The sequence below is a fragment of the Aliiroseovarius sp. PrR006 genome (assembly GCF_010500215.1).
Taxonomy (GTDB): Bacteria; Pseudomonadota; Alphaproteobacteria; order Rhodobacterales; family Rhodobacteraceae; genus Aliiroseovarius.
The window spans coordinates 1,288,915-1,312,417 of sequence record NZ_JAAGOY010000004.1; the positions used below are offsets into that span (position 1 = coordinate 1,288,915).

Annotated in this window: 24 protein-coding genes and 1 tRNA gene; 12 read left to right on the forward strand and 13 right to left on the reverse strand. The window is 59.7% G+C overall.

All coding sequences use genetic code 11. From position 1 onward, the window contains the following. Position 1: 1 nt before the first annotated feature. The 3 genes from G0Q00_RS06325 to G0Q00_RS06335 form a co-directional block, all read right to left on the reverse strand. Positions 2 to 2,365 (reverse strand): FtsX-like permease family protein, encoded by a 2,364-nt coding sequence (locus tag G0Q00_RS06325; protein ID WP_370458542.1) that lies wholly within the window; start codon positions 2,363 to 2,365, stop codon positions 2 to 4. Continuing rightward, positions 2,362 to 3,090, reverse strand: coding sequence for an ABC transporter ATP-binding protein (locus G0Q00_RS06330; RefSeq protein WP_163037391.1), 729 nt, complete (start codon positions 3,088 to 3,090; stop codon positions 2,362 to 2,364). The genes G0Q00_RS06325 and G0Q00_RS06330 overlap by 4 nt, the downstream gene beginning before the upstream one ends. A gap of 111 nt (positions 3,091 to 3,201) precedes the next feature. Continuing rightward, positions 3,202 to 3,288 (reverse strand) — tRNA-Leu (locus G0Q00_RS06335). A gap of 124 nt (positions 3,289 to 3,412) precedes the next feature. Between G0Q00_RS06335 and lipB the strand changes: the two genes are divergently transcribed. The 3 genes from lipB to G0Q00_RS06350 all read left to right on the forward strand — a co-directional run bounded on the left by lipB (position 3,413) and on the right by G0Q00_RS06350 (position 6,554). After that, positions 3,413 to 4,096 carry a lipoyl(octanoyl) transferase LipB gene (gene lipB / locus G0Q00_RS06340; RefSeq protein WP_163038343.1) on the forward strand — a complete coding sequence of 228 codons (684 nt, stop codon included), beginning with the start codon at positions 3,413 to 3,415 and terminating at the stop codon, positions 4,094 to 4,096. 115 nt (positions 4,097 to 4,211) lie between these two features. Beyond that, positions 4,212 to 4,685, forward strand: a complete 474-nt coding sequence (locus tag G0Q00_RS06345) for a cytochrome c family protein (RefSeq protein ID WP_163037393.1) — start codon at positions 4,212 to 4,214, stop codon at positions 4,683 to 4,685. A 195-nt stretch (positions 4,686 to 4,880) separates the two neighbouring features. Beyond that, positions 4,881 to 6,554: a cytochrome c oxidase subunit 1 gene (locus G0Q00_RS06350; RefSeq protein WP_163037394.1), complete on the forward strand. Its 1,674-nt coding sequence runs from the start codon at positions 4,881 to 4,883 to the stop codon at positions 6,552 to 6,554. A gap of 60 nt (positions 6,555 to 6,614) precedes the next feature. Here the strand turns inward: G0Q00_RS06350 and G0Q00_RS06355 are convergent, their stop codons facing one another. Then, positions 6,615 to 6,965, reverse strand: coding sequence for a hypothetical protein (locus tag G0Q00_RS06355; protein ID WP_163037396.1), 351 nt, complete (start codon positions 6,963 to 6,965; stop codon positions 6,615 to 6,617). 139 nt (positions 6,966 to 7,104) lie between these two features. On the opposite strand from G0Q00_RS06355, the gene G0Q00_RS06360 reads away from it, so the two are divergent. Then, complete coding sequence (locus G0Q00_RS06360) at positions 7,105 to 7,608, forward strand: DUF2244 domain-containing protein (RefSeq protein WP_163037398.1); 504 nt, start codon at positions 7,105 to 7,107, stop codon at positions 7,606 to 7,608. A gap of 50 nt (positions 7,609 to 7,658) precedes the next feature. On the opposite strand, the gene G0Q00_RS06365 is transcribed toward G0Q00_RS06360, so the two are convergent. Continuing rightward, complete coding sequence (locus G0Q00_RS06365) at positions 7,659 to 8,117, reverse strand: GatB/YqeY domain-containing protein (protein WP_163038344.1); 459 nt, start codon at positions 8,115 to 8,117, stop codon at positions 7,659 to 7,661. A gap of 188 nt (positions 8,118 to 8,305) precedes the next feature. On the opposite strand from G0Q00_RS06365, the gene carA reads away from it, so the two are divergent. Both carA and G0Q00_RS06375 read left to right on the forward strand, forming a co-directional pair. After that, positions 8,306 to 9,478, forward strand: a complete 1,173-nt coding sequence (carA, locus tag G0Q00_RS06370; RefSeq protein WP_163037407.1) for a glutamine-hydrolyzing carbamoyl-phosphate synthase small subunit — start codon at positions 8,306 to 8,308, stop codon at positions 9,476 to 9,478. 126 nt (positions 9,479 to 9,604) lie between these two features. Continuing rightward, on the forward strand, positions 9,605 to 11,605 hold the full coding sequence (locus tag G0Q00_RS06375; RefSeq protein WP_163037409.1) for a glycosyltransferase family 2 protein: 2,001 nt from the start codon (positions 9,605 to 9,607) through the stop codon (positions 11,603 to 11,605). Here G0Q00_RS06375 and G0Q00_RS06380 read toward each other — a convergent pair. After that, entirely contained in the window at positions 11,577 to 12,221 is a 645-nt protein-coding gene (locus G0Q00_RS06380; protein ID WP_370458544.1) for a GntR family transcriptional regulator, read from the reverse strand. The genes G0Q00_RS06375 and G0Q00_RS06380 overlap by 29 nt on opposite strands. 149 nt (positions 12,222 to 12,370) lie before the next feature. On the opposite strand from G0Q00_RS06380, the gene G0Q00_RS06385 reads away from it, so the two are divergent. From G0Q00_RS06385 to G0Q00_RS06395, 3 genes are all read left to right on the forward strand, one after another. Next, on the forward strand, positions 12,371 to 13,018 hold the full coding sequence (locus G0Q00_RS06385) for a pyrimidine 5'-nucleotidase (protein WP_163037413.1): 648 nt from the start codon (positions 12,371 to 12,373) through the stop codon (positions 13,016 to 13,018). 14 nt (positions 13,019 to 13,032) lie between these two features. Next, positions 13,033 to 14,232: an FAD-dependent monooxygenase gene (locus G0Q00_RS06390; protein ID WP_163037415.1), complete on the forward strand. Its 1,200-nt coding sequence runs from the start codon at positions 13,033 to 13,035 to the stop codon at positions 14,230 to 14,232. Positions 14,233 to 14,345: 113 nt separating this feature from the next. Then, positions 14,346 to 14,546, forward strand: coding sequence for a hypothetical protein (locus G0Q00_RS06395; protein ID WP_163037417.1), 201 nt, complete (start codon positions 14,346 to 14,348; stop codon positions 14,544 to 14,546). A gap of 58 nt (positions 14,547 to 14,604) precedes the next feature. On the opposite strand, the gene G0Q00_RS06400 is transcribed toward G0Q00_RS06395, so the two are convergent. Genes G0Q00_RS06400 through G0Q00_RS06410 form a run of 3 tightly spaced genes read right to left on the reverse strand, consistent with a single transcriptional unit; the run spans position 14,605 to position 16,699 of the window. Next, positions 14,605 to 15,732 carry an aminotransferase class V-fold PLP-dependent enzyme gene (locus tag G0Q00_RS06400; protein WP_163037419.1) on the reverse strand — a complete coding sequence of 376 codons (1,128 nt, stop codon included), beginning with the start codon at positions 15,730 to 15,732 and terminating at the stop codon, positions 14,605 to 14,607. A gap of 59 nt (positions 15,733 to 15,791) precedes the next feature. Continuing rightward, a complete protein-coding gene (locus G0Q00_RS06405) occupies positions 15,792 to 16,247 on the reverse strand; it encodes an Lrp/AsnC family transcriptional regulator (RefSeq protein WP_163037421.1) in 456 nt (151 codons plus the stop codon). Continuing rightward, the gene (locus tag G0Q00_RS06410) at positions 16,244 to 16,699 is read right to left on the reverse strand and encodes an Lrp/AsnC family transcriptional regulator (RefSeq protein ID WP_163037423.1); all 456 of its coding nucleotides are present in this window, start codon (positions 16,697 to 16,699) and stop codon (positions 16,244 to 16,246) included. The genes G0Q00_RS06405 and G0Q00_RS06410 overlap by 4 nt, the downstream gene beginning before the upstream one ends. 139 nt (positions 16,700 to 16,838) lie before the next feature. On the opposite strand from G0Q00_RS06410, the gene ilvC reads away from it, so the two are divergent. From ilvC to G0Q00_RS06425, 3 genes are all read left to right on the forward strand, one after another. Next, complete coding sequence (gene ilvC, locus G0Q00_RS06415) at positions 16,839 to 17,861, forward strand: ketol-acid reductoisomerase (RefSeq protein WP_163037425.1); 1,023 nt, start codon at positions 16,839 to 16,841, stop codon at positions 17,859 to 17,861. A 106-nt stretch (positions 17,862 to 17,967) separates the two neighbouring features. Then, positions 17,968 to 18,870: a DMT family transporter gene (locus G0Q00_RS06420; protein WP_163037427.1), complete on the forward strand. Its 903-nt coding sequence runs from the start codon at positions 17,968 to 17,970 to the stop codon at positions 18,868 to 18,870. A 63-nt stretch (positions 18,871 to 18,933) separates the two neighbouring features. Continuing rightward, entirely contained in the window at positions 18,934 to 19,470 is a 537-nt protein-coding gene (locus G0Q00_RS06425; protein WP_163037429.1) for a hypothetical protein, read from the forward strand. 9 nt (positions 19,471 to 19,479) lie between these two features. On the opposite strand, the gene glmM is transcribed toward G0Q00_RS06425, so the two are convergent. The 4 genes from glmM to G0Q00_RS06445 form a co-directional block, all read right to left on the reverse strand. Next, positions 19,480 to 20,823, reverse strand: a complete 1,344-nt coding sequence (gene glmM, locus G0Q00_RS06430; protein ID WP_163037431.1) for a phosphoglucosamine mutase — start codon at positions 20,821 to 20,823, stop codon at positions 19,480 to 19,482. Positions 20,824 to 20,838: 15 nt separating this feature from the next. After that, positions 20,839 to 21,843, reverse strand: coding sequence for a dihydropteroate synthase (gene folP / locus G0Q00_RS06435; RefSeq protein WP_163037433.1), 1,005 nt, complete (start codon positions 21,841 to 21,843; stop codon positions 20,839 to 20,841). Further along, entirely contained in the window at positions 21,840 to 22,739 is a 900-nt protein-coding gene (locus G0Q00_RS06440; protein ID WP_163037435.1) for a dihydroneopterin aldolase, read from the reverse strand. The genes folP and G0Q00_RS06440 overlap by 4 nt, the downstream gene beginning before the upstream one ends. A gap of 90 nt (positions 22,740 to 22,829) precedes the next feature. Next, positions 22,830 to 23,480 (reverse strand): cell wall hydrolase, encoded by a 651-nt coding sequence (locus G0Q00_RS06445; RefSeq protein ID WP_163037437.1) that lies wholly within the window; start codon positions 23,478 to 23,480, stop codon positions 22,830 to 22,832. Positions 23,481 to 23,503: the final 23 nt, after the last annotated feature.

Genomic DNA, 23,503 nt, shown 5'->3' on the forward strand with positions numbered 1-23,503 from the left:
ATTACTCCCTTGTTTTAAGGGCTAGAGTGATATCTGTAGACCGAATTTTGCGCTGCACAAGCCAACCGGACACCCCGGCGGCGCAGACAACGACCGAGATCGAGCTGCCATAGGCTTTCGGCGCGAAGACAACCGGCACTTGGTAAAGATCCGTCGAAAAGCCCTGCGCGATCAGATGGGACAATCCTGTCCCCATCCACAAGCCAAGCGGCAGGGCCACAAGGACGACGACGGCCAGTTCGCCCAGCAGCACAAACGCGGCCTCCGAATGCCTGAAGCCCAACACCCGCAGGCTGGCCAGATCGCGCGCACTTTCGTCCTGCGCGACACGGGCTACGTTGTAGACAATCCCGAATGTGATGGCGAAGGCCATAACCCCCATGATGAAGCGGGCCGAGCCCGCGCCTTCGTCCATGACCCGCTGAAAGGCTTCTTCGGCTTCGCTGCGCAAGCTGATCCCGGCCACTGCGGGCATATCTTTGAGGTCTGCGTAGACCTCAGACTGCGACCCATCCCGCATTGAAATATATGCCGCCGAGAACCGGTTTGGTTCGCCGATTTGACGCCCCAGCGCGTCCAGATCCATATAGGCGGGCGCACCCAACAGACTTTCAGCGATCCCTGCCACTTGTGTCACAACTGTTTGTTGACGCCCCTCGCGGATTTCCAACATCAGGGTATCGCCAACCCCGACGTCTAGAACGTCCGCCAGCGGCGTGGACAGAACGATGCCTCGCTCGGGCAGCGCAATCGGTCGCAGGTCTTTATCCAAGGCGCGGTGAAGTACGGGATCTGGGGTCAATCCTGTGATACTGCCCTTGTAGCTTCGCAAGCCATTGCGGAACACCACGGGCACAAAGCGGACGGGTTCGGCTTGCGATATCCCTTCCATCCCGCTCAGATCATAGATCGTCCGGCTGGGCACATTCTGAACAAAACTGACCGTTGCATCGGAGCGATCCACGACATTGAACGTCCGGTCGATGGCGACGTCAAACCCGTCATAGATGATCAACATCGCGAGGCTTAACGCCATGCCCGAGGCGATCCCAATCACAGCGCCCAGCATCCGCCACGGTTGGCGCATCAGACGCCTAAGAACCATGCGGGTGGGTTGGTCCAGCCGCGCGAATACGCCCTTCTTGAAGGAAATCGAATGCGAGAAGTCCGGCGGTGTCGGTGGGCGCATGGCTTGGGCAGGTGTTAGCCGGAAAATCCCGCGCAAGGCCCAAACCCCGCCCAAGGTGGCAACGGCAATGCTGAGCAGCAGGCCCGATGCGAAGGACGCGAATTCCAGCCGGAACAGCAGGAACGGCAGTTTGTAATAGGTCGTGTAGACCGGCACCATTGCGCGCCCCAAAAGCACGCCAAGAAGGCAGCCCAACGCGGCGCCAGTGACGGCGATGAACAGGGCGAGCTCCAGATAATGCGCCGCGACTTCCCGTTTCGAGTAGCCGAAGGCCCGGACCAGCCCGATCTCTTCCCGTTCGGCGGTGATCATGCGGCTAGTGACGATGTACAGAAGGAACGCTGCGACCATCATGAAAACGGGCGGCACGGTACTGGACGTGACCTCGAGCCCCGAGATTTCCTCGCTTAGGAAACGATCTGAGGCAAAATCCTCGAGCCCATAGGATCCCGGTGCGCCAAACGGATCCAGAACTTGGTCGATCTGGTCCAGCACCGCGTCTTTGTTGGCCCCGCGCAGAAGCGACACCAAGGCCTCGTTGAAGGCGCCTTCAAGGTCGAGCGCCGCAGCAAGGGCAGGCCGCCCCATCCAGATCACGCCAAACCGCGCGTCGTCTGGGATGAATTCGCCGGGGGCAGCAAAATAGATGAACTCGGGCGATTGCGCGGTGCCCACGACGCTGTACCAGCGGCGCACGCCGTGCAGCGTGACCTCAAGTTGCGCGCCCGGCAGAATGCCGTGGGCTGTCGCAAAGCTTTCCAACAGCAGGATTTCATCGGGTCGCTGCGCATCGGGCATCCGCCCCTGCGTCAGGCGCACCTCGTTCAGATGCCGCCGCCCATGCAGCGGCAAAGACAGCACTTGCATGGAAATCGAGAACTCGCGGGTGTCCACCTTGGCGGACGCCATACTGTTCAACCGCGTCTCGACCGTCCGGATGCCGGGAATGTCGGCCAGTCGGCTTTCCACGTAGTTGGGCGCACGCACGACCGGCGCGAAGATATCGGCCAATTGGTGACGTTCGTAATAGGCGTCCCGGGTCAGGGTCAGCGAGGACACGAAACCCGACATCATAATCTGCAAGCCAACGCCGATCGCGATCACCACCATAATCGCAGCAGCCTGCGCTTTGATCCGCCACAGATCGCGCATGAGCTTGGCGTGAAGCGGAGTCACCAGTGGATCTCCTCGGCCGAAACGCGGTTTTTGTTCAGCTCGACCTTCTGGATTTGACCGTCCGCGAAGTGAATCACCCGATCGGCCATCGCCGCCGTCGCCGCGGCATGGGTGATCAGCAGAACGGTCGTGCCCAGCGCCTCGTTCACATCTTGGATAACCCGCAAAACAGCGCGGCCTGTTGCACTATCCAGCGCGCCCGTAGGTTCGTCGCAAAACAACACATCCGGTTGCTTCGCCACGGCGCGCGCGATGGCGACTCGTTGCTGCTCGCCCCCGGACAGTTGCGCCGGAAAGTGGTCAATGCGCTTGGTCAGCCCAACAAGTTCAAGCGCGTGTTCGGCGGTGATGGGATTCTCGGAGATCTCGGTCACCAGCTCGACATTTTCGCGCGCGGTCAAGCTTGGCATCAAGTTATAAAACTGAAAGACAAACCCCACATGGCGCCGCCGATAATTAGTCAGCCCACGGTCATCCAGATCCGTCAGAATCTGGTCGCGAAACTGGACCGTTCCGGACGAGGCGCGATCCAGCCCGCCCAAGATGTTCAAAAGCGTGGACTTTCCGCTGCCGGACGGCCCAAGCAGCACGACAATCTCACCATCGCCAATTTCAAGATCAGCCCCCCGCAGCGCATGCACCGCCGAGTGGCCCTCGCCATATGTCTTGGTCAGGTCCTGAACCTTGAAGGCGTGGTTTATGTCTGTGTCATGCGCCGATGTCATGACTTACAGTAACATGAGCCGCGCGATTGGAATATTGATCAATGTCAACAACTCGGCCCATCTGCAGACCACATGCCAACAGCTTACGCGTCATGAATTTTCGGGGGTAAATGGTGCGGTCGGCGGGACTCGAACCCGCACGAGTGTTACCTCACAGCGACCTCAACGCTGCGCGTCTACCAATTCCGCCACGACCGCATGTCAGGCTAGGTGACGCGCTTCATAGCGAAGGGGCTGGATATTGTGAAGACCAAAACCGACGCGTGAAAAGAATTTCCGCGTGCTTTTTGACAAGCGACCATTCAGGTGCCACATGACGGTCATGGACAACGCTTTGGATATGCCCCCCGTCACATGGGAAGTCGCCTCGGATCTTGTAGAGTACGAGACTGCCGTCGCCCGAATGGAAGCCCATGCCGACGCCATGGCGCGTGGCGAAGCAGGCGAGCTGATCTGGCTTTTGGAACATCCGCCCCTTTATACGGCGGGCACCTCGGCCAATCCGCGCGATCTGGTCGCACCGGATCGCTTCCCTGTCTATGAAAGCAAGCGCGGCGGGCAGTATACCTATCACGGCCCCGGCCAGCGCGTGGCTTATGTCATGCTGGATGTAGGTAAACGCGGGCGGGATGTGCGGGCGTTCGTCGCCGCGCTGGAAGAATGGGTCATCAAAACCCTTGCCGAGTTCAACGTGACCGGCGAACGGCGCGAAGGGCGCGTGGGTGTCTGGGTCGTGCGCGATGACAAGCCACTGACCGCGTTGGGGCAGCCGCCCGAGGACAAGATCGCCGCCATCGGCGTGCGCCTACGCAAGTGGATCAGCTTCCACGGCATCTCGATCAATGTCGAACCGGACCTTGAACATTTCTCGGGTATTGTGCCTTGCGGGATCTCCGAACACGGCGTGACCAGCCTGGTAGATCTGGGTCTTCCGGTCACGATGGATGATCTGGATGTGGCCCTGCGTCGTGTCTTTGACGAGGTATTTGGCCCAGACCAGCGTTAATTTGCAGCTTTTCACACCTGCGACATAGGTACCCCTTCCCTTTGGGGCGAAATTAAAGCAGGTTCCCCCCTGAATTCGCGTCATCTGGCGCATGTGATCAAGCAAGAGGACTACTATGAAAACGATTCTCTCATCCGCAGCCATGATCATCGCACTGTCCGGCACTGCGTTTGCCGAAGGCGATGCCGCAAAAGGCGAAAAAGACTTCAAGAAGTGCAAATCGTGCCACACCATCGTTGATGACGCAGGCGAAGTGATCTTCAAAGGCGGCAAAACCGGCCCGAACCTGTACGGTGTTGTTGGCCGTCAGGCTGGTACCGTGGAAGGCTTCAAATACGGTAACTCGATCGTAGATGCCGGTGCTGCTGGTCTGGTTTGGGACGCAGATTCGCTGGCTTCCTATATCAAAGACCCCAAAGGCTTCATGAAAGAAGTCACCGGCGACAGTTCCGCCAAGTCGAAGATGACTTTCAAATGGGGCAAGCCGGAAAACATCATCGCCTATCTGGCCACCTTCACACCTGAAATGCCGGCAGAAGAAGCCGCTGAAGGCGAGGCAGCCGAAGCCGAATCGACGACCACCAACTAAGAAACTCGACCAACAGGTCGTGTTATTGCGCTAACGGTGCGTCCCGCATGGAATTTATGTCCGCGGGACGCATTTTTTTTGGCAATTCGTTGCAATGCAGCGTTGCCCCTGACCCTTCCTGCATATTAAACACGTTAAAAAGCCGGGCAGGGTGACTCCCTGCCCTGTCCTCGTTAACCCCAAAGGGAGGGATACATGGCGGACGCAGCCATCCACGACCACGACCACCACGACGATCGTGGTTTCTTTACACGGTGGTTCATGTCGACCAACCACAAGGACATCGGTATCCTGTACCTGTTCCTTGCTGGTCTGACCGGCCTCATCTCGGTTACTTTCACTGTCTACATGCGCATGGAGCTTATGGATCCGGGCGTTCAGTACATGTGCCTTGAAGGCGCACGACTGATTGCCGATTCTGCGGCTGAATGTACGCCCAACGGCCACCTCTGGAACGTGATGATCACCTATCACGGCGTCCTGATGATGTTCTTCGTCGTCATTCCCGCCCTGTTTGGTGGTTTCGGCAACTACTTCATGCCGCTGCAGATCGGTGCGCCGGACATGGCGTTCCCACGCATGAACAACCTGTCGTTCTGGCTGTATGCCACGGGTGTTGCACTTGGCGTTGCCTCGCTGCTGGCACCGGGTGGTAACGACCAGCTGGGTTCGGGCGTTGGTTGGGTTCTATACCCGCCGCTGTCCACGACCGAGGGCGGATACTCGATGGATCTGGCGATCTTCGCCGTTCACGTCTCGGGTGCGTCGTCGATCCTGGGTGCGATCAACATCATCACCACCTTCCTGAACATGCGTGCCCCGGGCATGACCCTGTTCAAGGTGCCTCTGTTCGCTTGGTCGATCTTCGTGACTGCATGGCTGATCCTTCTGTCGCTGCCGGTTCTGGCAGGCGCCATCACCATGCTGCTGATCGACCGTAACTTCGGCGGGACCTTCTTTGACCCCGCTGGCGGTGGCGACCCGATCCTGTACCAGCACATCCTGTGGTTCTTCGGCCACCCGGAAGTGTACATCGTGATCCTGCCTGGCTTCGGCCTGATCAGCCACGTCATCGGCACCTTCGCCCGCAAACCGATCTTCGGCTATCTGCCGATGGTCTGGGCGCTGATCGCCATCGGCGTTATCGGCTTCGTCGTGTGGGCACACCACATGTACACCGTTGGCATGTCGCTGCAGCAGCAGTCCTACTTCATGCTGGCCACGATGGTCATCGCGGTTCCGACCGGCGTTAAGATCTTCTCGTGGATCGCAACGATGTGGGGAGGCTCGATCGAGTTCAAAACCCCGATGCTGTTCGCTTTCGGCTTCCTGTTCCTGTTCACCATCGGTGGTGTAACCGGAGTTGTGCTGTCGCAGGCTGGTGTCGACCGTCTGTACCACGACACCTACTATGTTGTGGCGCACTTCCACTACACCATGTCCATGGGCGCGGCCTTCTGTATCTTCGCAGGCATCTATTTCTGGTTTGCCAAGATGTCAGGCCGTCAGTACCCGGAATGGGCGGGTAAGCTTCACTTCTGGATGTTCTTCATCGGTGTGAACGTGACCTTCTTCCCGCAGCACTTCCTGGGCCGTCAGGGCATGCCGCGTCGTTACATCGACTATCCGGAAGCTTTCGCCTACTGGAACAAGATCAGCTCGATCGGCGCTATGATCTCGTTCGCTTCGTTCCTGCTGTTCATCGGCATCGTGTTCTACACTCTGCTGGCTGGTCGCCGTGAAAACCGCGCCAACTACTGGAACGAATATGCGGATACGCTGGAATGGACCCTGCCCAGCCCGCCGCCGGAGCACACCTTTGAAATCCTGCCGAAGCAGGAAGAGTGGGACAAAGGCCACTCGCACTAAGGTGAGACTGAATAAAGAAAAGGCCCGGATCTTCCGGGCCTTTTTTGTTGCGGATGAGGTTCAGGGCAAATCCAACTGGAACCGTTCCTGCCCCCAGCCATCCACACTTGTCCTCGCCCGGATCCAGACAGTGCTTACACCCTCCGGTACATCAACGTCCGACAAGCTGCGGGTAAAGGGCTGTTCGTTCACGTGAGGATGCGCCAGAACGCGGGTGCCCAATACCATGCCCGCCTCGGTCTCGACCCGCCAGCCATCGGCATAGTCATCCCATCCCACTTCGGCATGGGTCAGTGTCACGCTAAAGGACCAGCCAGAACCGTCGCTTCGCGCGGTCGCTCCATCGATCACCGCGTCATGAGCCCACACAGGCCCGGCCATCAGAAGCAGCCCCACTATATATGTGCGCATCGCGCCCTCCTATCGCTGAGACAAGACTGCGCCCATCGCGACAGAAACGCCAATCACATGGCAGCGAGCACGCCCTGCGCCTCTTGCCAAGCCCGCCCGTGATTTGCGAAAATTTCCCTGTTCAGAAAGAGGTTCCCCGATGCCCTATGAATGGGTCCGACCCGATGGGCCAGACGCCCCCAAAGCCGAGCTGCACCTGTGGCCCTACCGGTCCCTGCCCCGGCGTGGCTTTGTCTGGATCATGGGGATGGGATTCGGACTGATGCTGCTGCCCCTGTTGGGCGTGATCGGGACGATTGCCCTGTGGGGCTTGCTTCCCTTCGGGCTCGCCGCCTTGGGCGCGCTGTGGTTCTTCATCGAGAAGAGCTACAAGGACGGTGAAATCCTGGAAGAACTGCGCATCTGGTCCGACCACATGACCCTGACCCGCCACGGCCCACGCGGTGATCTGCAGGAATGGGAGGCCAACCCCCATTGGGTGTCGATCCAGCTTCACAAAACCAGCGGCCCGGTGCCGGATTATGTGACCCTGAAAGGCAATGGGCGCGAGGTCGAGTTGGGCGCCTTCCTGTCCGAGGACGAACGCCCTCTGCTACATGAAGAGTTGTCGCAAAAACTGATGCAGCTAAAGTCGCACCAATAAAAAATGCGAGGCCAAGGCCCCGCATTTCTTCTAATCGGTTTTTGAAGTGTTCAGCCCAGCTTGGCTTTCACCATCGGGCCGACCTTGCCAAAGTCCATCTGGCCGGTGAACTTGGCTTTTAGCTCGCCCATCACCTTACCCATGTCACGGATGCTTTCCGCGCCCACGGCGGCGATGGCCGCAGCAACAGCGGCCTCGGCCTCGTCTTCCGACAGCTGCTTGGGCAGGAAATCCTCGATCACTTTGATCTCGGCCAGTTCCTTCTCGGCCAGTTCCAGACGTCCGCCCTCTTCATAAGCGCGTGCGCTTTCCTGACGCTGTTTGACCATCTTACCAAGAATGGCCAGCACGTCGGCGTCCGACACCTGAGCGTCTTCGCCTTTTCCCCGCAGGGCGATGTCCTGATCCTTGATCGCGGCATTGATCAGCCGCAGCGTCGTCAACCGCTCGGCGTCCTTGTTTTTCATTGCCGTCTTCAGGGCGTCATTCACCCGGCTGCGCATGTCCATGGGTCCATCCATATTCTGTGGCATTCACAAAGACGGGGTTTTACCCAAAAGCCGCAGGGCAATCAACCAATCTGTCAGGCGCTAACAGAGTAAAAATTAACACCCGTGCTTTTTCGGCACATTGCGGCCTTGACCCGCCCCGACCGCGACACTAGGTTCGCGCCAATTTGTCGATCGGGAGTCGCCCAATGTCCGCTGCCACCGCCCCTTCTCAGGAAAATGCCAAACCCACCGCCTGTCTTGTCCTTGCTGACGGCACGATCTTCTACGGTCAGGGGTTCGGAGCCACCGGTATCACCACCGCCGAGCTGTGCTTCAACACCGCCATGACCGGGTATCAAGAGATCATGACCGATCCGTCCTATGCCGGACAGGTTGTCACCTTCACCTTCCCCCATGTTGGGAATGTGGGTGTGAACCCAGAAGATGACGAGACCACAAACCCAGTTGCTGCCGGGATGGTCGTCAAGTGGGATCCAACCGAGCCGTCGAACTGGCGCTCGACCGAACGTCTGGTAGATTGGCTTGCCAAAACCGGCCGCATCGGTATCGGCGGTATTGATACCCGCCGTCTGACCCGCGCGATCCGCCAGCAAGGCGCACCGCATGTGGCGATCGCCCATGATCCGGACGGAAACTTCGATATCGAGCTTCTGATTGCTGAAGCCCGTGGGTTCTCGGGCCTTGAGGGGCTGGATCTGGCGAAGGAAGTCACCTGCGCCCAAAGCTATAAATGGGACGAGATGCGTTGGGCGTGGCCGGATGGCTACCCCAAGCAGGACAAACCGCGCCACAAAGTCGTCGCGCTGGACTTCGGTGCCAAGCGCAACATCCTGCGCTGCCTTGCCTCGGCTGGCTGTGACGTCACCGTCCTTCCCGCCACCGCAACTGCGGAAGAGGTTCTGGCCCACAATCCTGACGGCGTCTTCCTGTCGAACGGCCCCGGCGACCCGGCAGCCACCGGCGAATACGCCGTGCCGATGATCAAGACCATTCTGGACACCACGGATCTGCCCGTCTTCGGGATCTGCCTTGGCCACCAGATGCTGGCTCTGGCCCTTGGTGCACGTACGATCAAGATGAACCACGGCCACCATGGTGCAAACCACCCGGTCAAAGACAACGACACCGGCAAGGTCGAAATCACCTCGATGAACCACGGTTTCGCCGTGGACGCAGCCAGCCTGCCCGAAGGCGTTCTGGAAACCCACGTGTCGCTGTTTGACGGATCGAACTGCGGGATCCGCATGGAAACCCGCCCGGTCTTCTCGGTGCAGTACCACCCCGAAGCCAGCCCGGGCCCGATGGACAGCTACTATCTGTTCGAACGGTTCTCGGACGCGATGGACGCACGCGCCTGATCCACGGCGCTACGCCCCTGAGGCGTGGTTAAATTGCACTTAAGAAACGGAATGGCGGGTTGGTTAACCCGCCATTAACCATTCTGCACCCAAGCTCGTCTGGTCTGACAGTTAAACGAGCATAAAATGCCATCTCCAGATTTACGTATCATCCACACGAATGATGCGGCTTCGGTTCAGGCAGGGATCGAAGAACACCGCGCATTCGGATCGCACACGGCCCGACCGGTCGCCCCGATTCGCCCAACCGCCGCGCCCGCGCGCCGCAAGCCTTTGGGCCAAGTGCTGGTGGAAATGGGCGCGCTGTCCCCCGAAAACTTGTCATTGGCCGTGGCCCTGATGGCCCGCGAAGATGCGCGCTTTGGTGACATCCTTCTGGCCAATGGTTGGGTCAGCCGATCCGACCTCTATTCCGCCTTGGCGCTTCAATATAGATGCGAGATCGCGGACCTGACCGCGCAACGCCCTGATGTGCGCCTGATCGACCAGATAGGGGCCGAGTTCTGCATTCGAAACGGCATCGTCCCGTGGAAACGGGCAGGCGGAGCCACCATCATCATCTGCGCGCGCCCCGACCAGTTCGAAAGTCTCTCTAAAAGTTTTCCGGCCTCGTGGGGCAAATGCTATCTGGCCATCGCCCCCGAGGAAGACATCCACTCGGCCCTCGTAGACCTGCGCCACCGCAGCCTCGCCCAGCGCGCGGAAAGCCGTGTAGCGGCAGAAGACAGCTGCCGGACATGGAGCCAAACCGCCGTGATGCGGTTCGGATTATCCTTGGTACTAGCCGTCAGTGCGGTTTTCGTCGTCTCAAGATTCGCCGGTTTTGCGGTGCTTGTCGGTTGGGCGGTCCTGACACTGATCCTGAATTCGTCCCTCAAAGCCATCGCCGCGTGGCAATTCTGGCGCGCGAAACGAGACGACAGCGGGGCGTTCATTTCATCACGTTCTCCGCAGGGTTTTCTGAAGCTGCCGACCGTATCCATCCTCGTCCCGCTCTACAAAGAACGCGAGATCGCCGGGCGGCTGGTGAAGCGGCTGGAGCGTCTCTCCTATCCGCGCGAGCTGTTGGATATTTGTCTGGTGGTCGAAGAGGACGATACGCTGACCCAGCAAACGCTCGCACGCTCTGACTTGCCCCGCTGGATGCGCCAAATCGTGGTGCCGCGCGGGGTCGTGAAAACCAAACCCCGCGCGATGAATTTCGCGCTGGATTTCTGCAAGGGCGCGATCATCGGCGTCTACGATGCCGAGGACGCCCCCGCCCCCGATCAGATCCACAAGGTCGTACGCCGTTTTTCCGAGCGCGGACCCGAGGTCGCCTGCCTGCAAGGCAAGCTGGATTTCTACAACGCCCGCACCAACTGGCTGAGCCGCTGTTTCACTGTGGAATACGCAACTTGGTGGGGGCTGGTCCTGCCGGGGGTCGAGCGTATGGGCTTTGCCATTCCACTGGGCGGAACCACGCTGTTCTTCCGTCGCAATGCGCTTGAAGCACTCGGTGGCTGGGACGCCCATAACGTGACCGAGGACGCGGATCTTGGCATCCGCCTGGCCCGACGCGGCTATCGCACCGAACTGATCGACACGGTGACCGAGGAAGAAGCCAATTGTCGCGTCTGGCCGTGGATCAAGCAGCGTTCACGCTGGATCAAGGGCTATGCGATGACTTATGGCGTCCACATGCGCAACCCGCGCCAGCTGCGCCGCGAACTTGGCTGGTGGAAATTTACTGGCTTCCAGATTCTATTTCTGGGGGCACTGTCGCAATTCCTGCTCGCCCCGATCCTGTGGACCTTCTGGGCCTTCCCGCTGGGCCTGCCCCACCCCCTGCGAGGTGTTGCACCGCATAATCTTTTGGTCGTGCTTGGCACAGTGTTCATGGCAGCCGAGCTGTTGACGATCACGGTCGGCGTGCAAGCGGTCAGCACCCCAAAACATCGCTGGCTCAGATACTGGGTGCCGACCCTGCATTTCTATTATCCGTTGGCATCACTGGCCGCGATGAAAGGGTTCTTCGAGATCATGACCAAACCGTTTTACTGGGACAAAACCCAGCACGGGAAATTTGATCAGCCGACAGCAAGCGATGACGCGCCGATCAATCCGACAGCGTCGAATCCAGTTTGATCCGAGTCTCGAACGCCAGCGAAATGTGCTTTCTCAGGGCTGTGCGGGCTGCTTCCTGATCGCGAGCCTCGATGGCAGTAACGATCGCGTCATGCTCTGAAATCGCATCCTCGCTACGCCCTTCTGCGGCAAGTGACGTCGTCGCCAAAAGCGCCATTGACCGGTGGACCAAATCCAGTTGCTGCACCAGATAGCGGTTGTGCGACGCCAGATGAAGCTGCTTGTGGAAACGGCGATTGGCGCGGGCCAAAGCAGACGGATTGTCCAACAACTGTCGATCTTCCTCGACCATCTCACGCAGCACGCGGATTTCTTCGGGGGCGGCGTGTTGGGCCGCCAGCGACGCGGCCAGACCTTCCAGTTCCGCGCGCACAACATAAAGCTCGGCCAATTGGCTGTGGTCCAGCGACGCCACGATCAGGCTGCGACCGTCGCGGGTCAGAAGCGACTGCGTCTCGAGCCTCTGAAGTGCCTCGCGGATCGGGGTGCGGGACACGCCAAATCGCTCGGCCAGCTCGTTTTCAACCAGCCGGTCGCCGGGCTTATACGTGCCCGTATCAATCGCATCGAGGATCATCTCATACGCGTCGCGTTGTCCCTGTTTACCCTCAGCCACCATTCTGTCCTTCCGGCCTTTATTGATCCGCTCAGATAAGCATGCTGCCATGAACATGGCAAACAACAACCACGCGTCGCGACGTCGCAGAGTCCGTTTTCGTCGATTAAGACCTTTAACCTGCCCAGTCGGCGGTCTACTTTCCCCCCATGGTCGCCGATCTGTTCTCTCACGTCAGTCACTGGGTTTTTGACTTGGACAACACGCTTTACCCGCCGCGGGTACGGCTGTTTGACCAGATCGAAGTGCGCATGACCAACTGGGTGATGGAAGAGCTTGGCGTTGAGCGGGCCGAGGCGGATCGCCTACGCAACAAGTACTGGCGCGAGCACGGCACCACGCTTGCCGGATTGATGCGCGAGCACGGTGTGGATCCCGACCCCTATCTGCACGACGTACACGACATTTCCTTCGATGCGCTGGAACCAGATCACGATCTGGCCAGCCACATCACCAACCTGCCAGGGCGCAAGATCGTCTACACCAACGGCTCGGCCCCCTATGCCGAACAGGTGCTTGCCGCGCGGGGTTTGTCTGGGCTGTTTGATGCGGTTTATGGCGTGGAACACGCAGATTTCCATCCCAAGCCTGACCGCGCCGCCTTTGACGCCGTGTTTGCCCGCGACGGCGTGAAGCCTGATGTCGCTGCGATGTTCGAAGACGACCCGCGCAATCTGGCCGTGCCGCACGCGTTGGGCATGAAAACCGTCCATGTCGCGCCAACGCCCGAACCCGCCGATCACATTCACCACCACACCGACGACCTGACCGCGTTTCTGGAGCGGCTGGTGAAGTAACCAAAGGACACACCATGACCGAACATCGTGCTGACATTTTCATCTCGGGCGGCGGGATCGCCGGTCAGGTGTCGGCAGCCGCCTTTGCCGCTGCCGGATTCAGCGTGGTCATGGCCGACCCCTTCGTCCCCGTGACCACAGCGAACGAGGAAAAATCCGACCTGCGGTCGACCGCCTTCTTGCGCCCCGCCCGACAGCTGTTTGACCGTATCGGGTTGTGGCCACATCTGAAAGATCATGCCAAACCGCTAGACCAACTGGCGGTGATCGACACAACCGGCTGGCCGCCCGAAGTGCGTGACCGGCGCGTGTTCCGTTCGGACGATATGGGCGACGAGCCTTTTGGCTGGAACCTGATGAACTGGGTCGTTCGGCGTGAAATTTGGGCCTATCTGCAGAATCAACCGCTGATCACGCCGCTTTACGGCACGGGCTTTCGCTCGATGGTCCAACGCACCGGCGAAATCATCGTCACCCTGACCAACGGAGACCGCGTCCGCGCCCGGATGGGCATCGCGGCGGATGGCAAATTCTCGCCCCTGCGCGAAGCCGCGGGGATCACTGTTTCGACCACACGCTATGGACAGAAATCGCTGGCCTTCACGGTCACGCACGACCTGCCGCACGGCAATATCTCGACAGAGATCTATAACGAGGGCGGCCCCTTCACCATCGTACCGCTGCCTGACATGGACGGTAAACATGCCTCTGCCATCGTGTGGATGAACCAAGGCCCGCGTGCAGTTGAGCTGATGAATATGGACGTGACCGAGTTCGAGGATGTGATGTTTCAGCGCTCGACCGGACTGTTGGGTCGGATGCATCTGGAAGGCAACCGCTCGGTCTGGCCGATCATCACACAGACGGCGGATCAGCTGGTCTCGGGCCGTGTGGCCGTGGTGGCTGAAGCCGCCCACGCCCTGCCCCCGATTGGCGCGCAGGGGCTGAACACCTCGCTGAATGACGTGATCGCCCTGCTGGAACTGGCCGAGGCCGATCCAAGCGCCCTTGGCAATCCTGCTATGATGAAGGCCTATGACGCCGCTCGCATGACCGACATCGCACGTCGCGCCCGTGCCATCGACTTGTTCAACCGCGTCACGCGGTCTGGGGATGGCGTGATGCAAACCGTGCGTCTTCTGGGGTTGAAAGCGGTGCATGATGTGGCCCCGATGCGCAAGCGCGTGATGCGTGCTGGGCTCGGACCAAACTGACCCGACGCCTGAATGCTGCACTGCGGCATGGCGCCACATGACAGGATTGTCGCATTCCGCGTCCTGAACACATGCAGGATACCCATCCCGCAACGTGAACAGGAGACCTCATCATGGCAACCGAACTGACCCCGGAACAGAAAGCCAAAGACGCACGCGCCGAAAAAATCGCCTTTATGATCATTGGCGCAGTCATCGCGACCCTTGCCGCCGGCTTTCTTCTAAATGGCATCGTGGGCGTAGGGCTTGTGGCCCTGTCGACCGTCCCGGTGATCTACCTGCTGCTGGTCACTATGGCAGGCGGCAAAGGGTAGTCACACCAGCCTTCGGAATAAAAAATACGGCGCGCAGATTCTGCGCGCCGTTTTGATTTTAAAGAACCTTCTTCAGCACGTCCTCAAGCCGGGCCACGCTGGCATCGACATCATAGAGCTTGTCGAGGCCAAAGAGCCCAAGACGGAAGGACGAATACTCGTCGCCCTCATCCACCATCAACGGCACACCCGCCGCGATCTGAACACCCTCAGCCGCAAAGGCTTTCCCCGCCTTGATGTCGGGATTTGCGGTATAGGACACGACTACACCCGGCGCTTCGAACCCCTCGGCAGCCACGGATTTGATGCCGTTCTCGGCAAGCAATGCACGCACGCGGCGACCTTGTTCCCATTGGGCATCGCGTAGTTTTTCGAACCCGTATTCCTTGGTTTCCAACATGGTATCGCGGAAGGCGCGCAGTGCGTCAGTCGGCATCGTCGCGTGATAGGCATGCCCGCCGCCCTCATAGGCCTCCATGATCGACAGCCACTTGCCCAAATCCACCGCGAACGAGGTCGAGGTCGCGGCTTTCGCCATGTCCCGTGCGGTGTCGTTCATCATCACGATCCCTGCGGACGGCTGGGCCGACCAGCCTTTCTGCGGGGCCGAGATCAGGACATCCACGCCGGTCGCCTTCATGTCGACCCACACACAGCCCGAGGCGATGCAATCCAGAACGAAGATCCCGCCCACGCCATGCACGGCTTCGGCCACGGCAGCGATATAATCATCGGGTAAGATCATACCCGACGCGGTTTCCACATGCGGGGCGAACACGACGTCTGGCTTCTCTTCCCGAATTTTCGCCACAACCTCGTCGATCGGGGCAGGCGCAAACGGCGCATCCGGGGCGTTGCCCACACGGCGCGCTTTCATCACGGTTTCAGCCGATGGGATCGATCCCATCTCGAAAATCTGGCTCCAGCGGAAGGAAAAGAACCCGTTTCGGATCACCATCACCCGCTTACCGGTCGCGAACTGGCGCGCGACGGCCTCCATCCCATAGGTGCCGCCGCCAGGAACAAGGGCCACGGCATCCGCATTATAGACTTCTTTCAATGTGGCCGAGATATCGGTCATCACACTCTGAAAGGCTTTGGACATGTGGTTCAGGGATCGGTCGGTAAACACGACCGAAAACTCGAGCATTCCATCGGGGTCGATATCGGGCAGAAGTGCGGACATTGGGATCTCCTTCGCTGTGCCGGATCAGCCTGACCCAGATTGCACCAACAGGGAAGAGGTCAAATTGGCCCGGGGCGCCGTTCTTCCGACAAAAGCACGTTGGCCTCGACATCCCCGACGCCCGGCATGGTCATAATTCGGCGACGTAGAACACGTTCGAAATCCGAGATATCGCGGGCCACAACGCGCAAGCGGTAGTCGTAGAGGCCAAGCACGTGCTCGACCGTTTGCACCTCTGGGATCGCCGACACCGCGCGCTCGAAATCGTCCAGACTGACACGCCCTTTGGTGGCGAGTTTCACGCCCAGAAACACAGTTACGCCGAACCCCAACGCCTCGCGGTCCAGATCCAGTCGCCGTCCTGCAATCACGCCGTGATCGGTCAACCGCTTGATGCGACGCCACGCGGCAGGTTGGCTTAGCCCGACCTCGCGCCCCAAAGCACCGGCAGATTGGGTGGCGTCGTCGGCCAGCAAGCGCAGCAGAGCCAGATCAATCTCGTCAAATTCGGTCATAGCGGCAAGCTTTCATCCGATTTGATCCGCGCCACGTGCATCAAGGCTTCAATGTCGGCGATATGCGGCAACGCAAGGATTTGGTCGCGGTAGATGCCCTGATAATGCGGCATGTCGCGGGCGATGACGGACAGGCGCACATCGACGCGGCCGACGAAGGTCTGGATCTCGATCACTTCCCGGATGTCGCGGGCGGCGTCAATGAAATCATCAAAGGCACGAGGCTGGGTTTTGTCGAGCGTCACACGCAGGCTGACTTCAACCTCGTATCCTAAGGCACGCCAGTTGATCACCGCACGCGGGCCGCGCAGGATTTTCTGATCGCGTAGCCGTTCGACCCGCCGCGAAAGGCGTGCCGCTGACAAACCCACCCGGTCTGCCAGTTCTGACCCGCCAAGAGTCGGATCCGCCTGCATTTGGCGCAGAATGCGTCTGTCGAGATCATCTAGCATGATTTCCTCGTTATCATATCAATTGACGAATAGTTAACCCCAATTGCCCGCAATAAACACCCAATATACATCTCGAACACCGCAAATTCATGCCTATGATGCGACCTGAAAGAACAACTCATGCAACGGAGCACCCGATATGCGCGTTTACTACGATCGCGATTGCGACATTAACCTGATCAAAGACAAAAAAGTTGCCATTCTGGGCTACGGCTCGCAGGGCCACGCTCACGCGCTGAACCTGCGCGACTCGGGTGCCAAGAACCTTGTTGTTGCCCTGCGCGAAGGCTCGGCCTCGGCCAAGAAAGCCGAAGCTGAAGGTCTGGAAGTCATGGGCATCGCCGAAGCAGCTGCTTGGTGCGACGTCATCATGTTCACCATGCCCGACGAGCTGCAGGCGGAAACCTACAAGAAATACGTTCACGACAACATCAAGCCGGGCGCAGCAATTGCATTCGCTCACGGCCTGAACGTTCACTTCGGCCTGATCGAGCCGAAAGAAGGCGTTGACGTGATCATGATGGCCCCCAAAGGCCCCGGTCACACCGTTCGCGGCGAATACGTCAAAGGCGGCGGCGTTCCCTGCTTGGTGGCTGTTGACACCGACGCAACCGGCAAAGCGCTGGAAATCGGTCTGTCGTACTGCTCGGCCATCGGTGGCGGCCGCTCGGGCATCATCGAAACCAACTTCCGTGAAGAGTGCGAGACCGACCTGTTCGGTGAGCAGGCTGTTCTGTGCGGCGGTATCGTGGAACTGATCCGCTGCGGCTTTGAGACTCTGGTTGAAGCTGGCTACGCGCCGGAAATGGCTTACTTCGAGTGTCTGCACGAAACCAAGCTGATCGTTGACCTGATCTATGAAGGCGGCATCGCGAACATGGACTACTCGATCTCGAACACTGCAGAATACGGCCAGTACGTCACCGGCCCGCGCATCCTGCCTTACGAAGCCACCAAGAAAGCCATGAAAGAATCGCTGGAAGACATCCAGACCGGTAAATTCGTGCGTGACTTCATGCTGGAGAACGCTGTTGGTCAGCCGACCATCAAAGCGTCGCGTCGCCACAATGACGAGCACCAGATCGAGGTTGTCGGCAAGAAACTGCGCGACATGATGCCTTGGATCTCGGCTGGCAAGCTGGTTGACCAGGAAAAGAACTAAGGCCTGAACACGGTCACGCGGTGGGTTGATTTCCATCGCAACAAAAGATCAAGTGGGGCGTCCGACACCGGGCGCCCCTTTTCATTGCGCATCACCGCGAGGTTCCATGACCGACAATCCAACACCCCGTGACTGGGCGGGCGTCATTGCCCTTGGTCTGATCTGGGGCGGCACGTTCATGGTCGTGTCGATTGCGCTGGAAGGCTATGGGCCGGTGACGGTTGCCACGGCACGCACCACGCTTGGGGCAGTGGCCTTGCTGGGGCTTGTGATGGCGACCGGACGCCGCCTGCCGGGGTGGGATCCGCTGCTGTGGCGCTCGATTGTGGTAGGCGGCGCCTTGTCGACCGCGTTTCCCTTCATGCTGCTCAGCTGGGGGCAACAATATGTACCGTCGGCCTTCGCGGGCCTGTCCATGGCGTCGATGCCTCTGGTCATTCTGCCACTCGCGCATTTCTTCTCGGACGAGCCACTGAACCTGCGCAAGTTCACTGGGGTCACGATCGGCTTCATGGGGGCGCTTTTGTTGATTGGACCGGGACTTGCACAGTTGGGACAAGGCACTGAACCGTTGGCCCAACTGGCCTGTATGGCTGCCGTGCTGTGTTATGCGGTGTCCTCGATCGTGACACGTCGCTGCCCTCCGGTCGATCCGGTGGTCCTGTCCGCTCTGATGCTGGTCGTAGGTTCGGCGATCCTACTTCCGATCATGCTCCTCGTCGAAGGCATGCCCGGTTGGCAGGGCACTCGTCCTAGCCTTGCGATCATCACCTTGGGCCTGCTGCCTACGGCCTTTGCGACCCTTCTGCGTGTTGCAATCATCCGCAGCGCAGGCTCGGTTTTCATGACGCTGGTGAATTATCAGGTGCCTGCGTGGGCGATGGTATTCGGTGCTTGGATCCTGTCCGAGGCCTTGCCCCTGCGTTTCTTCGCGGCGCTTGCCCTAATTCTGACGGGTCTGGCGGTTAGCCAGTGGTACAGTCTGCGGAAGATGCTGACCGGGCACTGATTGCCCTCGCAAATTTCGTAGAAATCGCCAATCGTGATACCCTGACGAATGGGGAGGGGTATCATGAAACGTAGATTTCTTATGACACACGCAACCGCAGCGGCAGTTTTCGCGCCCAACTTGGTGCTAGGGTCTGAACGCGAGCGCCGCATTTCCGAGGCCCGCATTCACTTTATTCGCAACGGTTTACGCATCCTGCCAATCGCCTTGCTGGCCTTGACAGCGGCAGGCCCATACGGATGGAACCTGAGAAGAAACTTCCCACAGTTTCCAGTCGCATCCGCCTTGCTTGGGGCGCTTGCGTTGAACAGCTTACGGGCAACACTGCCAGCCCGACTGGTCGGCGCTGTGCCGTGGGGCGATGTCTTTCTGTATGAAAACTTGCTGGCGCTGCGGCCACTCTCAAAAACGCCACTTCCAAGACGGTGCACAGTCACCCATGGCGACATAGAGTGGCAGATCAAGCAACGCGCCAGAAAGCTGGCGATAAAGAACATTCCCGGCCTTGACGCCTTGTTCAGAACGCGGATCGGTCGCGCCTATGCCACACAGTCCGAGCTGATCGTCTTCCTGCGTCCAACGCTTATCAAAGAGCCATAGGGAACGGCCTTAGATGACGGCCTCGACCTCGGTGACGATGCCGTCGACGACTTGCGACAGAAGGGCGTCATCTTCGCACTCTGCCATCACGCGGATCAGCGGCTCTGTGCCGGATTTGCGGATCAAAAGCCGCCCTTTGCCGTTCAGCTTCACCTCAGCATCGGCGATCGCGGCCTTCACGCTGCCTGCCTCAAGCGGGGTTTGCCCCAAGGTGTAGCGCACGTTTTTCAGCATCTGTGGGACGGTGTCAAAGACTTGGCACAGCTCGGAGGCAGGTTTTCCGGTTTCGACCATGCAGGCCAAGAACTGAAGCCCCGCCAGCAGCCCATCACCCGTGGTCGCATAGTCCGTCATCACGATGTGGCCTGACTGTTCGCCGCCCAGATTGTAACCACCCGCACGCATCGCTTCGACCACGTGGCGGTCGCCCACCTTGGTGCGCAGAAGCTCTAGCCCTTGCGCGGCCATGTGACGTTCCAGTCCGAGGTTGGACATCACTGTCGCCACCAGCTTACCGCCGCTCAAGCGACCTTCAGACGCCCAGTGTGTCGCGAAAAGCGCCATGAGCTGATCACCGTCAGCCACCTGACCTTTCTCATCGATGATCATGATGCGATCCGCGTCGCCATCCAGACAGATGCCCAGATCCGCGCCGTGTTCCACCACGGTACGCGCCGCTAACGCCGTGTCGGTCGACCCGCAACCCTTGTTGATGTTGGTGCCGTCGGGCGAAACCCCCACGGGGATGATCTCGGCCCCCAGCTCCCACAATGTGTCGGGTGCTGCGCGATAGGCCGCCCCATTGGCGCAGTCGATAACGACCTTGATCCCGTTCAGACGCTTGTCTTTCGGGAATGTGGTTTTCAGATATTCGGTATAGCGCTGGCGGGCTTCCTCGATCCGTTTGGCGCGCCCGATATTCTGAGGCTGCACCGGGTCGACGCCATCGTGCACCATGCGCTCGATCTCGGCCTCGGCCTCATCTGACAGTTTGAAGCCATCGGGGCCGAAAAACTTGATGCCATTGTCGTGGAACGGGTTGTGCGAAGCCGAGATCATGATGCCCAGATCCGCCCGCATCGAATGGGTCGCCCGCCCCACAGCAGGTGTCGGCACCGGCCCCAGCAGAAGCACATTCATGCCCGTAGAGGTCAGCCCCGCCGTCAGCGCGTTTTCCAGCATGTATCCCGACAGGCGCGTGTCCTTGCCGATCACCACCCGATGTCCGTTGGAGTGATCGCGGCGGAAGTGACGGCCCGCAGCGGCCCCCAGTTTCAACGCCATCTCTGCTGTCATGGGCCAGGAATTTGCTAGTCCACGCACTCCGTCGGTTCCGAAGAGTTTTTCGACCATACTGCCGCCTTGTTCTTACTTTTTCTCGGTCATGGCTGCGTGAAGGCGCAACGCCTGCCGTGTTTCAAATGTATCATGGACCCGCAAAATCTGCATGCCCTGCGCAATGCCGTGCATCGCAACGGCCACGGATCCGGCGACCCTGTCGCGGGCCACTTCTGCCTGCCCGATGGTGCCGATGAAGCGCTTGCGCGACACACCCAGCAGCACTGGAAGACCCAGATCATGTAGCAGCGACAGGTTACGCAGCAAAGTCACATTGTGTTCCAGAGTCTTACCGAATCCGATGCCCGGATCGGTGATAATCCGCTCACGCTTGATGCCTTTACCCTCGGCAAAGCTGATACGCTCTTCCAGATAGTCCATCACGTCGAACAGCACGTCATCATAGCGCGGATCGTTCTGCATGTCCTCGGGGCGGCCTTGCGAATGCATCAGGCAGACCGGCACGTCGCGTTCGGCCACAAGGTCGGCCAGTTCCGGATCGAAGGTAAAGGCAGACACGTCGTTCACAATATCCGCGCCCGCATCCAACGCGGCCTCGGCCACGCGGGCCTTGCGCGTATCGATCGAGATCGGCGTGGTCACACCCGCCGCGCGGATCGCTTCGATCACCGGCGCGGTGCGTTGGATTTCTTCCTGAATATCCACCTCTTCCGCTCCCGGACGAGTGCTTTCCCCGCCAATGTCCAGAATGTCGGTATCCCCGGCCATCTGGCGGGCGCGGGTGACGGCGGCCTCGATCGTGTCCAGCTCGCCGCCGTCCGAGAAACTGTCGGGCGTCACGTTCAGAATGCCCATCAGGCGCGGTTGATCCAGCGTCAGACCACAGAGCGTCGGGCGCGAGGCGCTGAGGCGTTGAATCGTTACGTTATCCAAGTCGGCTAGATCGACCGTCCGCACCTCGTCCCCACGCTGGCGCTCCAAGACCTGATCGAACCACAGGCTGTCGCTGCCGCACAGAGACTGACCTGAGAAGGGACGGCCGGTGCGGGCGATAGGCTGAATGCGTTGGCTCATGACAGATCCTCCAACATGACAGAGTGCGAGTCGATACCCGGCGTGTCAGGCGCGTCACAGCCCACCCAAAGGATCTGGCAGGCCTGCACCTGATCGGCGAACCACAGGGTCAGGTCGGGAAGGTTGATCGCAACCGGTGCATCCACTGCGTCCAGTACCATCTTGGACGGGGCCCAGACGCTGAGCTGTCCGTTTTTCAGCCCCCAATCCAGCTCGGTCCGTGTTCCGACCGGCACCGCGCGGGGGTCAACGGATGCCAGCTGCCACGCGGCCTGATCCGCCTGAAGCAGCACGATGTTCCGGGCAGCCCAACTGTCCTGCATCTGCGGCAGGTCAGCATCGACGATTAGGATGGTCGGCGCACCGTCTTCCTCGAATTGGTCAAGGAAAGTCGGCAGGGCTTCGGTGTTCAGAGCGTCAGAGGACAAGAAGGCCAGAATGGGCGCAGGGGCGTCCTGCGCTTCGATCTCTGCATCACCGCTAGAGCGATCGCGCACGATCTCGACACCCAGCTTGCCGGGGCCGCGGTCCAGCTTTTCAATCCGCACGAAAACGCGTTGGGGCTGCGGGGCCAGCAACAGGCGTTGTGCGATGCGTTCAGCCAGAGTTTCCAGCAGGTTCAGACGCTCGGCGTCCAGCTCGGCCATAATCGCTTCGGTGATCGTATCATAGGACAGGATGTCATCCACATCGTCCGTGTCAGCGCCACCGTGATCCGACACCTCGACCACCACGCTGAAACTGAGCCGCTGGGTCACACCACGCTCGGCCTGAAAGGCGCCGATTTCCACGTCGACCACATGGTCGCGCACGGAAATACGATCGGCAGGCGTGTCCCCTGCCATGGCGCGCGCGCGCGCTTCCAAATCAGAAAATGCCAAGCTTGCCTCGGTCATTGCATGTCCCCTTTAAACTTGGCAGGACCATGCCCCGAACCTACCCCGAAACGCCAGCCCAAAGCGACGGATCAGCGCAACCTGACGCCTTTAGCCGGGCATCTTGTAGAAGCGATGCACGCCGATAGACGCGGTTTTCTGGAACGTGCGCGACCAGCGCGGCGCCACGGCGCTGGTGTGGTAATGTGTGGCGTCCAAAGTCAGGTCTCGCGGCGCACCATCCATCATCGCGCGCGCAATACGCCCCATTCGGTCATAGGCTGCGGGTTCGTGAATGACCTCGGCCCGTCCATCACAGGTATAGGTGAATTGGCAGGCAAATTTCCGGCCAGTGCCTTGATTGACCACTCCGCAGATCGTGTTCGGAAAGCGATGGTGATCAACGCGGTTCAGGATTACCTCGGCCACGGCGAACTGGCCGTAAATGCTTTCACCGCGCGCTTCAAAATACAGCGCTTCCGTCAGGCAGGTCCATTCAGCGTCCTGTTTCGGAACAGGCTGTGCAGACAGCCAAGCGACCGAGCGTTCAAAGCTATCGGGCGCGGATTTGCGCATCTTCGGCAGCACCGAAATCGCGCTCAGCTTCTCGCTTCCCATGGCACCAAGACCCGAATGCTCTTGCAGCAAGGCTGCGCCGAAAGGCGAAGCCGACGGGTCAGAATCCGATGCCAAAGCGGGCACAAGCGCGCCCGCCGCCACCGCGACAACAGCCAAAAGCTGAGATTTCCAAGTGATACGCATAGAACAACACGTCCCTGACAATT